Annotated in this window: 13 protein-coding genes; 7 read left to right on the top strand and 6 right to left on the bottom strand. The window is 36.0% G+C overall.

The features are described 5' to 3' along the window. Positions 1–6: 6 nt before the first annotated feature. Entirely contained in the window at positions 7–489 is a 483-nt protein-coding gene (locus tag CUN60_RS01190; RefSeq protein WP_102950275.1) for a hypothetical protein, read from the top strand. Positions 490–530: 41 nt separating this feature from the next. Here CUN60_RS01190 and rlmD read toward each other — a convergent pair whose 3' ends face one another. From rlmD to lipA, 3 genes are read right to left on the bottom strand one after another with little or no spacing between them, the layout of a single operon-like run. Then, on the bottom strand, positions 531–1,856 hold the full coding sequence (gene rlmD / locus CUN60_RS01185) for a 23S rRNA (uracil(1939)-C(5))-methyltransferase RlmD (protein WP_102950274.1): 1,326 nt from the start codon (positions 1,854–1,856) through the stop codon (positions 531–533). A gap of 18 nt (positions 1,857–1,874) precedes the next feature. Next, a complete protein-coding gene (locus CUN60_RS01180) occupies positions 1,875–2,378 on the bottom strand; it encodes a hypothetical protein (protein WP_102950273.1) in 504 nt (167 codons plus the stop codon). A 7-nt stretch (positions 2,379–2,385) separates the two neighbouring features. Beyond that, a complete protein-coding gene (lipA, locus tag CUN60_RS01175) occupies positions 2,386–3,339 on the bottom strand; it encodes a lipoyl synthase (protein ID WP_102950272.1) in 954 nt (317 codons plus the stop codon). A 180-nt stretch (positions 3,340–3,519) separates the two neighbouring features. On the opposite strand from lipA, the gene CUN60_RS01170 reads away from it, so the two are divergent. The 3 genes from CUN60_RS01170 (at position 3,520) to CUN60_RS01160 (ending at position 10,068) form a co-directional block, all read left to right on the top strand. Further along, positions 3,520–6,216: a hypothetical protein gene (locus CUN60_RS01170; RefSeq protein WP_102950271.1), complete on the top strand. Its 2,697-nt coding sequence runs from the start codon at positions 3,520–3,522 to the stop codon at positions 6,214–6,216. A gap of 145 nt (positions 6,217–6,361) precedes the next feature. Further along, complete coding sequence (locus CUN60_RS01165) at positions 6,362–7,144, top strand: response regulator transcription factor (protein WP_102950270.1); 783 nt, start codon at positions 6,362–6,364, stop codon at positions 7,142–7,144. A 194-nt stretch (positions 7,145–7,338) separates the two neighbouring features. Beyond that, positions 7,339–10,068, top strand: a complete 2,730-nt coding sequence (locus CUN60_RS01160; protein WP_102950269.1) for a hypothetical protein — start codon at positions 7,339–7,341, stop codon at positions 10,066–10,068. A 35-nt stretch (positions 10,069–10,103) separates the two neighbouring features. On the opposite strand, the gene CUN60_RS01155 is transcribed toward CUN60_RS01160, so the two are convergent. Next, positions 10,104–11,027, bottom strand: a complete 924-nt coding sequence (locus CUN60_RS01155) for a LysR family transcriptional regulator (RefSeq protein WP_102950268.1) — start codon at positions 11,025–11,027, stop codon at positions 10,104–10,106. Between the two features lie 222 nt (positions 11,028–11,249). Between CUN60_RS01155 and CUN60_RS01150 the strand changes: the two genes are divergently transcribed. The 3 genes from CUN60_RS01150 to CUN60_RS01140 are packed head-to-tail and all read left to right on the top strand — an operon-like array spanning position 11,250 to position 14,385. Beyond that, positions 11,250–11,918: a YoaK family protein gene (locus CUN60_RS01150; RefSeq protein WP_102950267.1), complete on the top strand. Its 669-nt coding sequence runs from the start codon at positions 11,250–11,252 to the stop codon at positions 11,916–11,918. Positions 11,919–11,933: 15 nt separating this feature from the next. Continuing rightward, a complete protein-coding gene (locus CUN60_RS01145; protein ID WP_158649231.1) occupies positions 11,934–13,406 on the top strand; it encodes a TolC family protein in 1,473 nt (490 codons plus the stop codon). Next, positions 13,396–14,385 (top strand): HlyD family secretion protein, encoded by a 990-nt coding sequence (locus CUN60_RS01140; RefSeq protein ID WP_102950265.1) that lies wholly within the window; start codon positions 13,396–13,398, stop codon positions 14,383–14,385. The genes CUN60_RS01145 and CUN60_RS01140 overlap by 11 nt, the downstream gene beginning before the upstream one ends. A 217-nt stretch (positions 14,386–14,602) precedes the next feature. Here CUN60_RS01140 and CUN60_RS01135 read toward each other — a convergent pair whose 3' ends face one another. Beyond that, on the bottom strand, positions 14,603–14,884 hold the full coding sequence (locus CUN60_RS01135; RefSeq protein ID WP_102950264.1) for an RNA recognition motif domain-containing protein: 282 nt from the start codon (positions 14,882–14,884) through the stop codon (positions 14,603–14,605). Between the two features lie 318 nt (positions 14,885–15,202). After that, positions 15,203–16,003, bottom strand: coding sequence for a glutathione S-transferase family protein (locus CUN60_RS01130; RefSeq protein WP_102950263.1), 801 nt, complete (start codon positions 16,001–16,003; stop codon positions 15,203–15,205). Between the last annotated feature and the right edge of the window lie 15 nt (positions 16,004–16,018).

The following is a 16,018-nucleotide window of genomic DNA, read 5'->3' as shown; positions in this document are numbered from 1 at the left end:
ATAAAGATGAATTTGAATTATTTGTACAAAAAATTGCTTTTAATGATTGTGATTCAATCAGCATATGCAGACTGTGATTTTATTATTACCAACTACACCAACTACCCATTAACTGCCAAGGTTGGTATTTTTGCGAGTCTAGACAAAAATATTGAAAGCACCGTTAGAGTTAAACCAAATTCATCCACCGCAACTAGGGTTAAGAGTGACTACAATTGCACTGATAGCAATAACCTAGGAATGGGCTTATCTTACCTGCGGTTCCCCAATGACCCAAATGGTGCGGGGGCAAATTATTCCCCAGAAAAGGGCGTCATTAATCTCATGGGAAAGGCAACTGGAGAAAAATCTGGACGACCGCTGGTTACTGATAACGGAATGCCTGTTTGGTTAAGTGTAGCAACCAGTCGAGCCGTAAATAATAAAACCTTTGAAGTAGAAATTAATTATGTCGGAAGACCAAACCGCTTTTCTGCAGGTACCGATTAATTTGCGGCACCCACTTCAAATTCAATTAACCCCACACAGGTTTAACACAACTCAAATACCGCAATCGATTCAACATGCGAGGTATGTGGAAACATATTCATTATCCCGGCTTTTTGCAGCTTATAGCCATGCACCTGAACCAAAATACCAGCGTCTCGCGCAAGCGTTGCCGGATTACATGAAACATAAACGATACGTTTGGGTGCAATTTCGGGTGTGATTGCCTTAATTAGCTCAACAGCACCATCACGTGGGGGATCTATCAACCATTTATCAAATTTCCCCAAGTTTTGTAACCATTTTTCATCAACTGTGAATAAATTACAAACCTGATAGCTTACTTTATTGCCTAATCCATTAAAATTAGCATTTTCTTTGGCTCGCTTAACCAAAGCATCGGCACCTTCAATCCCAATTACCTGTTTTGCAGTTCGTGCAATTGGCAAAGTGAAATTACCTATTCCACAAAAGAAATCGGCAATAGTTTCATTTTCTTCTGCTTTAAGTAGTTCCATTGCAAGACTAACCATCTGCTGGTTAATATATGGATTAACTTGAGTAAATTCAGTTGGGTAATACGGCATCTCGAGATTAAATTCTGGTAGCGAATAACTTAAACGTGGTGACTCCTGTGGGTAGAGTGGATAGCAACTATCAGGGCCTTTAGGCTGAAGCCAGATTTGTAGGGAATTATTTTCTTTTGAATGCTTATCAACAAATTCTCTTAGCTTAGTTTCATCGCTATCAGCTAATTCAAGCATATTTCTGATCACAAGTATAACCAGATTATCGCCAACCGCAACCTCTATCTGTGGAATCCGTTCTCGAATACTTAGGCTAGCAACGAGTTCACGCAAGTATGGAATTAAGTCCGAAACATATTTGGGTAGAATTTTACATTCAAGCATGTCAGCTACGTATGAAGAGGCTTTTTCGCGAAAGCCAACTAACGCACCACCCTTTTTAATTACAAACCGTGCTGATAACCTTGCCCGATGACGATATTCCCAAGGCTTACCTTTTACTGGCGGCAATATTTCTCCAGCCTCGACCTTACCAATATGTTTCAGATTATCAATCAGTACCTGCTGCTTAATCTGAATTTGGGCGTCAAAACTGATATGTTGTAGGGAGCAACCACCACACATGCCAAAATTTGGGCATTCTGGGGTAACACGATCTTTGCTTGGAGTAATGATTTCGACTATTTTAGCTTTATCAAAACTAGGTTTACGCTTGGTAATTTCAGCCAAAACTTCTTCGCCAGCTAAAGCACCATCGATAAATACGGTTTTACCATCTAAACGAGCAACCCCTTTACCTTCATAATCCACTGATTCAATTATTAATCTATACTGTTCTGTCATTCTCTAACCTAATATAATCTAAATTTTACAAGCACAACCACCACAATAATTCTCATTATTGCTGATATCTGTACCATTTATGCGTAAAAAGCCGTTAAATTCATTTTGATTACAGCCGCTTGGATGAACAAAATGAATACCCAATTTACCATTTGACTTGAATAGCTTGCCACAGGCTTCCACATTACTACCAATCGGATAATTTTGGCTAAAATCAGAAATTATCCCAACATCGCGTAGCGAGCTAACCTGAGCCACACTAATATTTCGGTAATACAGATTATCAACTACGACCTTATAGGTTTCACCATTTCCATCTTTGATAAAAAACTGGGTATGCGTCATTGGATAGCCGTTATTACTATAATTTCGGGCAGAATTAAATTTAAATACTGGTTTTCCCGGCAGTTGAATGATAGTTCCACTGATTAACGTGCATTGTTGTGGTGTTTTCTGGGCATTTGCCAGTAAAAAGCTGCCTGAGATTACGGCAGCTAAAAATAATTTTTTTAGAATACTCATATCTATCCTAGTATTCAACTCCAGCGCTATGCGCTTGCTCATCCGCATGATAGCTCGAACGAACCAGAGCACCAACTGCAGCATGTTTAAAGCCGATTTGATAAGCAAAATCTTCCAATTCTTTAAATTCATCTGGAGTTACATATCGTAAAACAGGCGAATGATGTTTGGATGGTTGCAAATATTGCCCAATAGTTATCATCTCAATATTATGCTCGCGCATTAATACCATTAAGTCTTTGATTTCTTCTTTAGTTTCACCTAAGCCAACCATGATTCCAGATTTTGTTGGGACATCTGGACAACGAGCCTTAAATTCTTTAAGTAGATTTAAGGAATGCTGAAGATCAGATCCTGGACGTTGTGCTTTATATAAGCGTGGCACAGTTTCTAGATTGTGATTTAAAACATCTGGTGGATTGGCCGTTAAAATATCTAATGCCTTATCCAAACGACCACGGAAATCAGGGACAAGAGTTTCAATCTTGGTCTGTGGACGTACTTCACGGATAGCATTGATACAATCAACAAAATGCTGTGCGCCACCATCACGTAAATCATCGCGATCAACACTAGTCACAACTACATATTTAAGTTTCAAAATATCCACCGAGCGGGCTAATTCTTTTGGCTCATCCGGATTCAACGGGTTTGGTCTACCATGCCCGACATCACAAAACGGACAACGCCGAGTACAAATATCACCCATAATCATAAAGGTAGCAGTACCTTTATTAAAACATTCGCCGATATTTGGACAACTAGCTTCTTCGCAAACCGTATGTAGTTTATGTTCTCTTAGAAGATTTTTTACTCTGTTAAAATTTTCTCCAGTTGGTAGTTTTACCTTGATCCATTCCGGTTTTTTTAATGGTTCGGTAAGAGGAACTACCTTGATTGGAATTCGGGCTAACTTTTTCTCGTCGCGTAGCTTGATTCCCTGAGTATTTTCTTCACTCATTATCTATCCTTAATTATGGCATATAAACATTTAATTATAACAGACAAGCTATTATGACGCTCATTTTTTTAGCGCATTGGAACATCGTCAAAATTGACTATGTTCGGGATTCATAGTGTCAGATATAATGACTTCTGAAGAAATAAATATTCTTAATATATCATTTTCAAGGGAAATATAATGAAATTAAATAAACTAATTTGTTCACTAATAATCGGTGGTAGTGTAAGCTTATCTGTAACTGGATGCATACCAAATGCAGGTGATGATAATGATCCTAGTCGCCTTGGTAACAATGCAATGCAAGCCAACAATACAGTAGCAACCGCAAAAAGCTTTCCAACAGATGCCAAAACAGCCTCTAACTATGTAGTAAAAGGAATTATTGGCGCAGCATTTGATATGCCTCTTGGATTTAAAAAATTAGCAGTAAATACAGGGATAGACTTCCTGATGTTTTTAATATTTGGTCCTGCGACTGACCCAAATAAGCCAATTTTGGATAAATTGGACTCAATGGATAAAAAATTGGATGATATTATTGGTAAGGTTGACGTAGCATTGGCTATTGGTAGTATAAGTAAACAGACGCTAGATAGCTTTTATAAAGCCCAGATGACAGCCAATGTTCAGAATACTTTAGCTGAGATTGTAAATGATAATAATGCGGTTAAAGCCAAATACCTGCAATATAAAGATCAGAAAATCTTTGGTGATTTTACTGCAACACAACCAGAAGAACTGTTTAATTATGCTAAAAACAACTGTCATTACAGTGCATTAATGGCAATAGATGCAATGAATGCAAAAGAAATTGCCACAGATAAAGCATCAACATCACAGTTAAAATCAATTAATTCATCGATGAATACATATGAGCTGTATTCAAACTATAAGACAAAATATAAAGATAGCCAAAATGCAGGCAGTATATTTAATCGACTATTGGCACGTAAGAAAGATTATATGAAATCATTAAATTCAATATCATCTAATGGTGATTTGATGGATTTTGTGAGTTATTATAATCAGCAAATTTTGATTAATCAAGCGGAGCTATTTACTGCATATCAGGAAATGTATAATATGCAGTTAGCCCAGCTAACCTATAAATATGCCTGTGGTGCAGATATTCGTATGGATAATATCAATCTAAGAGACATAAAAGCAACAGGGGTGGAAGGTTTTTTACAAGCAGAAATAGAGCTGAATAAAACTTACGACAAGCAATTTGAAGAAATGCTAACTGCTACCAAGAGTGGTTTATCAGTAATTGATAATCAGGATTTATATGAAATAATTAATAATAATATTTTTAAATCAGAGCGACCATTTTTGTCAGAAGATAGCTTTGCTATTAAAGACAATAAAATCAACCAATGCTCAGTAACTAGCTTGAAGTTTATACCAGTTAGTACAGGCAATAATCAAGATGGTACAGGGCTTGCCAAGCTAGCAGCAAATTGTATCATTATTGATAATGATAAACAAACCACCGCAGTTAAGGTATATCAAGAAGTTCCCTATTATCAGGCAGCTAATAGTATTCAACGCTATGCTATGTCTGGGATATATTTTGATAAAGAAAAGTTAAGTCTGCAAGTTAAAGATAAAGATTCTACTGGTAATACAATATTTTCTAAAGATGATGTAGGAGATATGTGTAAAGCCAAAGATTTTTCAAATAGAGAAGACTTAGGTAATATGGTAGATATGGCTAACACTTCGACTTATAGAAGTGGAGGTTCGGCATACTTATATTGGTTTGGATCCAATATTGACCTTGCTTCTGATCTTTATTTACTATCTAACATGTATACTCCAGAATTAAAACATGATGATCAAAGTGATTATTGGTGGAATTATCGTGATTTTCCTCGTCCTAAAGATTTTTTTCTACAATCTGGATATAAGGGAAAAATTAGTTATCCTACTTCACAAACATATAGTTTTGGTCAATCAGGAAATGAAACAGACAATATCTTTGCCCGTTGGAACTGGTATATTGCAAACTATGATGAGAAAACTTTTTGTATCAAAACTGGTTTTGTCTATACTAATGAGAAAATTTACTTACCAGGTGAAAGAACTGGATGGGCAATAGATACCCTTAAATCTAGAGCTGTTTTAGGAATAGGCTGCCTTGATAGTAACTGTAAGCGTGCAAGTCCCTCACAACTACAGTGGGGTGATGGAACTATCGTAAAACTTGATGGCTCTATCAAATCAGATAGTAAAGGAAGCTGGAAAATTAATGGTACTAACTTGAATCCAGATAGCATAGTAGTGAAGAAATTTAAGTTTACTGAACCACAAGACTATAAAAACTGGCAACAAAATGGTACTATTGGCTCTAATTACATCTATCTAGATGGTAAGATTTCTCTTAATGAGAAACAGATTGATGAAGGGTTAACTAAAGGAAATGGTAAATTTGTGCTATTAAGCTCTCCTACGGGTAAAGAAAGGATGCTTCTTCGAGATTTAGGATCGCGAGGGATTGAACTGATCACTGGTGCCACGGTTCTATATAGCAGCTCTGGAGCGGACAAGCTGATTGAAATAAAATTTATTAATGGAGATATTCGCCTAACACTCAAAAACAAATTAGGAGCGATAACAACCCAAAACCTCTTTGAATCAGCATATAAGCAAAGGAAAATTAAATGGATAACTGATCCATATGCTAAGATAGAAATGCAGGATGATCGTAACTTAGTAATATATAGCTCAGATAGCTCTGGTCAAATTGGATATGCGGCTACTACTAGTAAAGGTAGAGTAATTTGGGCTTCAGGTACTGGTACTGGTACAACTACGAGTAGTAGTGGTACAACTGAGTGGGGTAAGATTGATAATGGTACATTCCTTAACTAAATCATAAGATAATGCTGGCAATATGCCAGCATTATCTCTAGAATCACATTGACATAAAAATCAAAACCCTGTACAATAAGCGTATCATAATTCTATACTTTAAATTGTATTTCAAGTCAACCCAAAAATCTAAACTGCTAGCTAAATGAAAAAATTAACTTTCAACGAAGAACAGGCATATCTGAATCAAAATATTATCCCTAACTTTACCCCACTAATAAATGAACATATCTTTTCCGCTATATATAACAGCAACCATGAAGTAGTCATTTGTACGAATAAAACTGCAGAATCAGTTGGCTGCAATAACTGGCAGGAGGTAGTCGGTGCTGGCTATAAAGATACAAATAATGAAGAACTAATTATTAAAGTCTTTGGAGATACATACTATAAAGAGCACCAAGATGAAATTCAGCGTTATGCAAAGGCAATTTTTGGTATCCAACAAAGTGTATTTCTCAACAAACAAGTCATTAGTTTTTTTGATCTTTTGCCCTATAATGGACAATTTAAGTCCTATCTGGTAACCTATTTTCCTATTATCCACCCTTGCGGTGAAGTAATTGCTATTCAAAGCTTTGCCCATGAGTCAAAATTTTTTGGCTTTCAGGAACATTTTTACCATCTAGCTTCTGACCCATTAAATAAAAACTACCCAGCAAAAAAAGATCTTACACGGCGAGAAATTGAAGTAATGTTTTTATTAGCAAATGGACTTACTCAGGAACAAATTGCAAAAACTTTAAACCTTAGTCGCAGTACTATAGCAAATATAATTGGCAATCAGTTAAGTGAGAAGTTTAATATCCATGGTGCAAATACTGCATTATTAACCAAAATTGCTATTGAATGCGGTTATTTTGAAAGCATCCCAGAATCATTATACCGTCCATTTGTAGTTTCATTACATCCAAATCACAAAATTTAAATAGGCTAGCTGCTAATTTAACTGCAACATCCCCGCAAAATTATTTCCCCTCTACCCTTTCTAAGATACAACTAAAATTATCTGACTCTTGATACAATTATCTTGAATCCTGATACCATGCAAAAACGCGGTTTTAAAAAATTTTGCCTTCATTTATACTCTCGCCGTGTAAAACAAATTCAAGGGAGACTTTAATGAAACATTCAAAATTACCTCTATTAGTTGCTTTAGTTGCTGGCTTAGCTGCATGTAATAGTGGCGGCGGAAATAATAACTCAAATACCAATCAAATGCAGAGTACAGGAAGTAGTAATGTATTATCTTCTAAATCTGCCTTTAGCTCAGATTCAAATAATATTCTTTTACCATATGTGCAATTAAATGTTGATGAACAGGATCGCTTTTATTGGTATAAAGGGGTACCTTCACCAGACACCAATAATGCTGTTGCAACTTTTGGTAGTTATTTCCCTGAAAGTAGTGATGCTACCCCGGCAAGTTCTTTTACTGTTAGTGGGGATAATAATTTACAAGCTTTTTTCAATAGCGCAGAAAGCATGTCACTTTATCAAACTAAGCCATTGATGAAGGCTGATTTTACTAATTTTGCCAAAGACTCTAACTGTCAAATATTAGATAATGACCCAAATAAATTAGCCTGTAATCTTACGATAAATGCTAATGCGGGACTTTTTGGTACAACTGGAAATCTTCCAGTAATTCTTTATGCTGGGTTACGTGCCTATAATGTAGAAGAAATGATTCGTGATTTTTCCGGGTCTGCCGATACTAATGGTAAATTTGATGGTAATCCGATTCGTCAAGGTAGATGGGATAAAGATAATAATGCAGATAATACCAACCAGCCTTACTATATGGAAATCTCGGCGACTCCTGCTGATTTTTCGACAAAAACAACTATTGTTGATTTGCATAAGTATTTTTACAGTCCAGATAATCAGGAAGTATTTTCATTTGATGCTAGTAAATTAAATGCTGGGGTAGCAACTAGCTGTAATATTGTTAAAATTACTGGTGTTGATTCACAGGCTAAAGCTAATCCGGTACACTGCTCAGATAGCTCATTTAGCATCGATGGTAGCGGTAATTTACAGGCGAGTAACCTAACCACAGGTGTTTATCAGATTAATGTCAAAGCAAGCGAGAAGAATGAACAAGACTGGCAAACATTTTATCTGAATGTAGCGAATACTAATCCTAGTCTTAACGATTGGAAAAATGGTAAGGTTGCAACATCAAATCTAGTTGGCGATTTTCCATCAATTTATGTTTATTCAAGCCAAGATCCAGATAAAAAAGGTGCAAATGCACAAACCACTTGGCCAAGTGACTATCAAACCTATGGTTCAGACTTACAGAAAATAAATTCAACTGCGATGACTACCCATCCGATTAAAACTGCTTTAGCTGAGATTATCAGTATGACCTATACTTTTAGTCCCGCAGAATCTTCTGAATATAAAATAAGCTTCTGGAAACTTAGCCCAAATAGTAATCCTGAAAGCCAGATTACTGCAACAGGTGTTGGTACTAATCGTTCGGATAGTGATTTTGCTAGATGGATTGGTGATCTTGTTGACCCAACAAAAGGCGCTTTTGCTAGTAAAGGGGTTGGCTTAACACTTAATTATGATTTTGATAATCAGGTAAAAGCAGACTTGGTTGGATTTAATCCAGAGCAGCAGGATATAGTTGCGGATACCATTGTTCATCCAATTGTTTATGCCTCACAAGTTAACCCAAGTTATAAAATTGATGGCTTGGCTATGGATCTTGAAGCTGGTTTTAACCAGATTAATGCTGCAGTAACATTTAAGAAAGTTGCTGATCGTTTGGCATATCATGGCAAATGGTTTAATTATTTTTACTTTTCCGATGTATTTAACCCATTACTGGTGTCATCATTTGGACCGCTTGGAGTTGCAAATTTCTCAACTTATGATGTTGGACAATATCGTGCACCACAATCAACAGGTGATCAAACAGGAATGGTTCCCTATACAGCTGATACCTATCAAGGTGCATTTAATATAGCTGAAGCAGCCGGTATTTATAGTGCTTTCTCTACCGATGCCAATGGTGGTTTATGCGATCAATTAAAAAGTGGAGATATGTTGCCAGTAGGTTATTGTAGCCTTAGTCTAAATGATTCTATCTCCGAAAATAATCGTAGATTCAATGGAAACTATCATACAGTATCAACTGAGCAGGCAATGACTGATTTTGATGGTAAATATTCACCAATTCTGCCATTAGCTGCTTCAGCAACCGAATGGAATAATGTTGAAATGTGGAATCCTGATTTTACAATTCCAGCTGGTAGCGAACATGTTTCGGGTGTTTTAATAAATAATAACGCTTGTGTTGGGATTAATAATCAGTTTTTACAGGCACATGAGAGCGATTTGAATAATCAATCATCCCCTGCCTATGGTCAATTGGCAAAATGTTTAATGGCTGATACTATGGTTGGTTCTGTACCAGTACAAACTTTCAGTCATTGTGGTACAGAGATGGGAAGTAGCGAATCAATTCCATACGCTCAATGTATTTTGGTATCAAATATTCCAGGTAAAGGGATAGGAGATCAAGATGTTAAACACCCAGTATCAATTGATTATGCTAAAAATAACCTGCAAGTGTATGCAAGCACTATCCAGCATCAAACTGGTTACTCAGTATTTGCACTGGAAACCCCAGCAGCTGCCACTTCTGGAGCATTTGGTTCAGCAACGATACCAAACAAAAATGTTCAGGAACCTTGGTATATTGGTTATAATTATACGCCATCTACAAACCCGAAAGATGGCGAACCATATGATCCAGAATATAGCCCACAAGCTAGTGATCAGGAATGGCAAGCATTTGCAACTGTAATCAATAACTACTATAACAATAAATAATCATCCCAAAAACAGCTCTAAACGAGCTGTTTTTTCTAGGTAACAGCTACTCTCATTGAAAGATTTATATTCCCCAGAAGTAAATCTATAAAATTCTTTTTATAATCATTAACTACCCGTTCTGGCATGATAATCTGATAACTTATGCTTTTAGCATAAGTGTTTCGCATAACCGGTATAAAAAAGCCACTTGATAGTTGTTCCTGAATTAAGCTTTCGTATGTAACTGATATAAAATTATTATCTGCATTCATTATTTGCTGTGCTGTTACATAATCAGATAATATAAGGTCAGCTGAAATATTCATAGTTTCTAAATGCTGATCATTCGTATGCAAATAACGACTTTGTGGGATTTGATTATCTTTTAATTCAAGAATTGGATCTTGATTAACTGCAAGAAATTTATGCTCCAAACCCAGTTTCTCAAGACTTTCTGGAAGGCCGTCCTTCTTTATATAATCGTGGCGGCAATAATAGATAATTTTTCCCGCATCAAGAAATTTTGCTATCTGAAAGCTTTGTTTTGGCTGAACACTTGTAATTGCAAAATCAAGATTTTCTTTTATAAAGTCAACCCGTCTATCACCATATTTTATATTAAGCCGAATATTTGGATAGTTTTTCAGAAAAGGTAATATTCCATTTTTGACAACTGTTTGCCCCATCCACTCTGGCAGTAAGATATTAATCTGATTACGCTCAGCATCATTGAAATTTCTAAACCAATTATTAATATTTTGTTTTAGTTCAAGGGATTTATTGTAGAATTTATTACCGTTATCGGTTAATCTTATCCCATGAGAAGTCCGGATCAGAAGTGTTCCATATTCTTCCTCCAGAGCCTGAATTTTACGACTAATAGTTGGTTGACTAATCCCAGACTTGTCGGATAACTTAATAAATGAACCCACATTTATCAGATCACTGAATAGCAAAATTTCTTCAATCATTTTCATAATATTACCCTCCGTAGGCTGGTATATTAATTGATAATTGAATAGTTTGAGAATAGTACTTTTACACTAGAATTTGCGAATTGCTAACAATTATGCAGGATAGCAACATTTTAGCTTTAGAATAAACCAGAACATATCTAATATTGATATTTATTTGCCCTGATGTCAATAGGGAAATTATAAATTTTGTTATAATTTAGTATTTGCTAGCCGATTGATAATATGAAACATACCATAGCCCAGCAACGTGACTGGATTTACCGTGCAGTAGGACTTCTTTCTTTTAATGGCGGACTAGTTAGCATGGTTACATTTGTCAGTTTTATCCATAACTCGGTTGGCTATGTAACTGGAAATATTTCTTTTGCTGCCGACGCATTTGCCAATGGTAATATTCTAGCTTTTAAGAGCTTCATGTTAGCTTTGCTAGCATTTTTATTTGGCTCGATAGTTAGTGGAGTTATTATTCCGATAGATAATGCTGAACGAGGTAGTAACTATAATATTGCTTTAATCTTTGAGATAATTTGTATTATTTGTGGTGGAATTGGGCTTAAAGCTGGTTTTGATTCAGCACGCTATTTTTTAGCAATTGCAATGGGTATTCAGAATGCACTTACCACCTATTATGGCAAGTCAATCATCCGTACGACACATATGACTGGTACTATGACAGATCTCGGGATTATCCTTGGGCACTGGATCCGGGGAAATGCAGTTGAAAAGTGGCGAATAGTTGTTTATTTAAGTCTTCTGACAGGCTTCTTTGTTGGTAGTGTGGTGGGTGCAATTGCCTACAAATTTATTGGTTATGGAACATTAATAATTTCTGTGTTACTATGTATGATAATGCTACGCTTTAGTCATGCTGACATCTTAAAAAATACTTAGGCATAAAGAATGATAATGATGAAAAAGCTCTGGTTAATTTCTCCTCTAGCCCTAATGATTGGCTGTTCCTATTTTTCACCAGACTATCATAAGCCCGATGTTGCTATTCCACAATCATGGTCAGCACAAAATCCTAATCTATCAAAGATAAGTGAAAGCCTACCCTACCTGGCTTGGTGGCAAAAATTTAATGATCCCTTATTAAATAATTACATTGAAAGTGGCTTAAAAAATAATCTGACGATTGAAATGGCAAAAGCTAATTTGGAAGCAGCGCAAGGGCAATTATTGACCGTTAAATTAAACTGGATTCCGATGCTAAACCTTTTTGGTGGCTATATTAATGGAACTACGCAAAATAATTTTGCCCCAATCGGTAATCTTGGACTTGTCAATAATACTGGTGCTTTTTTTGCAGTACTACCAGCTTATACGATAAATCTCTTTACCAATTACACTTTACAAAAACAGGCTGGATATAATGTTGAAGTTGCCCAAAATGCAGAATTGAGTATTCGCCTTGCAGTGATCGGGCAAGTCGCTGCTGCTTATTTTACGATCCTAGCACAGCGACAACTTCTGGTACAATTTAATCAGCTTGAGAACGATGCCAAAGAACTAGTTACTATCACCGAAGCAATGGATAAACAAGGATTAGCCAATAGCATTAGTATTGACGAATTACGGAGTAAACAGCAGTTAGTCAGTGGGCAACTAGCAATAATCAATAAAAACCTGATTGCTGCGGAAAATGCCCTTCGCTATCTAATTAATCAACCGCCCGGTAAAACAGTCACAGCAGCTAATTTTGATAATATTAATCCAACGCAAGTTATTCCGGGCAATCTCCCAGTAGCGGTGATTGCGTCGAGACCGGATGTAATGAAAGCCGAAGCACAGCTAAAAGCTGCCAATGAAGGTATCAGCGTAGCTTCGAGTGCGCTATTGCCCGGAATAAATCTTAATTATTTCTTTGCCCAAGGTGCCGGCTCACAAACCTTTAATAATCCAGATCCAGTACCAACGGTTAGTAGCACGAATAGTAATCAACAAAGTTATTATGCTGCTTATGCCAATTGGACTATTTCGCCTAGTGTCTTTGGTCAGATTGATACCAATACCGCAGTATTTAAATCTGCGCTCGCCAATTATAAGCAGGTGGTAAACACTGCTTTACATGAAGTTGATAATGCATTGGCAAATAATAATGGTTATAATCTAAAGATGGTAGCCGATACTCTTGTCTATAAAAATCTGGAAAGTGTAGTAGCTACCAAAAAAGCTATGTATAATAAGGGGCTTACAACCTATATGTTGGTATTGACTAGTAAAATTGAAAAAGATATTATGGCAATCGATATTACTCAGACTAGACTACAACAGATGCTTTCGCTGGTAGTATTATATCAGGGGCTTGGTGGTGGCTACATGCTTAAATCTGAGGCAGTTATCAAAAAACCAGTAGTGGGAAAAATTAATGAAAATTAAAAGACGCAAGCTTAATTTTGCGATGATTATATTTATGCTAGGTGGATTGATTGCGCTTGGCTATTTTACGACATATCTATTTACTGTGACGGATGAGGCTTTTGTTGTGGAAAACATGACCCCAATTTCATCTTCAGTTGGTGGACATATTGAGAAAATCTTTGTCGAAAATGGGCAAGTCCTCAAAAAAGGTGATCCAATATTACAAATTAGTCCAGAGAAATACGATCTTGAATACGCTGGAGTTAAGGCACAGTACGAGCAGGCAAAAGTTGGTATAGAAGTTATCAAAAAGAGAATCGAGGTTACTACTCTTGATCTCAAGGCAGCACAGGATCAGTTAGCTCGCATGCGTTATGAATATCAACAAAAAAGTGATAAATCAGTAACTAAGGGAGTTCCCGGACTTGAACTAAAGATGCTTGAATATAATATCAAATCACAAGAAAATGTTGTTGCCGGACTTAAAAAGCAAATAGAACTAGAGGCGGTTGAGCTAAAACAGGCAAATGTTGGGATTGAAACATTGAAAGTTGCCAGCGAAAAAGCCGCAATGGATGTTGCCAATACCATCGTAAAAGCTCCAGCCGATGGCTATATTCAGAACCTGTATATTGGTGTTGGAACGTCTGCTTTACCCCATGAGGGACTATTTAATTTCATTGATACTGCTAATACTTACATTCAGGCAAATTTTAATGAAACAGATCTGGCAGGGGTACATGCTGGTGATAAAGTTCTGATTTTCCCACGCGCATATCTTGGACGCAAGGTATTTCATGGCATAGTTATGTCGGATAACTGGTCTGTTGATAGACAGCATGTTATTCCATTAAAAGAAACCCAGATAGTCTTTTCAGCCAATCACTGGTTAAATTTACCACAGCGGATGCCGGTGCAGATTAAAGTGGTAGATACTGATTCCAGCTATCCACTTCGTCCTGGTATGAGTACCTACGTTTATATAAAAAGTAAATAAAAAATCAAAAATCACCGTCAAGATGGTTTTTTTAAACTCGCTTCATTTTAATCAACCAACAAAAGTGATGATTAAAATCCAGAAAAAAGCTATCAAGAGATTATTGGGCAGTATATGGGTAAGAAAGAACGAAGGATTATCAAAGCATTTAAATTCTATTAGGAATAAAAAAATCTCCCTAAAAAAGGGAGATTTTGATTTAGCTAGTAAGCAAATCTTACCAACGTCTAGCAGTATTACTACTACCAGCTGGTTTATCTTCTTTAAATTTTACAGCAATCTGACGACCATTTACTGATGCATTATTTAAAACACGAATGCATTCTTCAGCCTCTTCTTGGCTTGACATTTCAACAAATCCAAAACCACGACTTCTACCCGAGAATTTATCAGTAATGATTTTTGCTGATTCAACTGTACCATATTTTTCAAATACACCTTTAACTTGAGCATCTGTCAAATTAAAATCCAAACCAGCAACAAATAATGTTTTTTTCATATAAATATACCTTGTAAAAATTAATATAATAACTAAAACGATCTAAAAATAAATATGACAAGGTATTGACTGAACAAAACGATGAGATAAATAGAATAGAGTACTTTTAATCAGTAACAATTTTATCATCATTAAATAAAATTGTCAAATAATAATCAACTATGTACTACTATTGATGGTTATTAGGTTCAATCAAATTAAACTATTTATCATAAAAAGGCAACTATCACTAAATACTATAGGTTAACAGTAAAGAGTTAAATTTCATTACGAACAAAATATAAGCTTTGGTGAATCATTAGCACTACATAATATCGATCAGATTTTAAAAATTAATGCCAGCATAATTCTAAGCAGAAGCTTTTTAGGCATAGACATTCGAATGTTTGCCAGCACAAAACTCTCACGAGAACTCATTCTCTGCCAATAGTTATTTAAATTTTTCCGGCTTGTAATCATATTATCAAATTTTATCATAAAGAGGCGAGCAATGAACACCGTCCAAACAATATCGGCAAGACTATAACTATTACTTGCTGCATACTCATGCTTAGCCAAAGAGCTCTCAAGAAAATCACAAATCTCAGTAGCCTCTTTCAACATTTGTTCATAATTATTTTCACTGGAGAGAATCAGCTTGCGTCGTTCTTTTTCAAGCTCAAGTTTTTTTTGACAGGCAACGGTAAATTCAGGATGTTTCTTCATTAATTCAAGGCATTTTGCTGTTCCTCGATCTAATCCTCTACCAAGAGCAAATTTAGCTATCGGCGACTTTCTCATTGCATTACCCATTGTTAAGTCTTCAATTGAAAATGCATAATGCCGCTTTAATGAATCGTCAATAGCCACCTGATCTTCTTCTGGATATAAATTCACTCCAGTAAAATGCTCATTTACATAGCGGAGTATCTTCTCACTACCATCTAAAACATCATTACCAGAAACAAGCGCAGGCACCGTCATGTTTGGCTGAATACGAACATATTCAGGATTAAACTGCTCCATCTTGATATGAATATCAATTTGATTAAGATTATATCTGACACCTTTCTCAACCAGTACTAGCCGAGCTATCATGCTATAGTAAGAGGAATCATTGCTATAAAGTTCAAGTGTCATGATATACCTTCCTGA

Origin of the sequence: Aquella oligotrophica (genome assembly GCF_002892535.1) — a bacterium.
In the GTDB taxonomy this organism is placed as follows: Bacteria; Pseudomonadota; Gammaproteobacteria; order Burkholderiales; family UBA11063; genus Aquella; species Aquella oligotrophica.
This window is presented reverse-complemented; position numbering and strand designations above follow the sequence as displayed.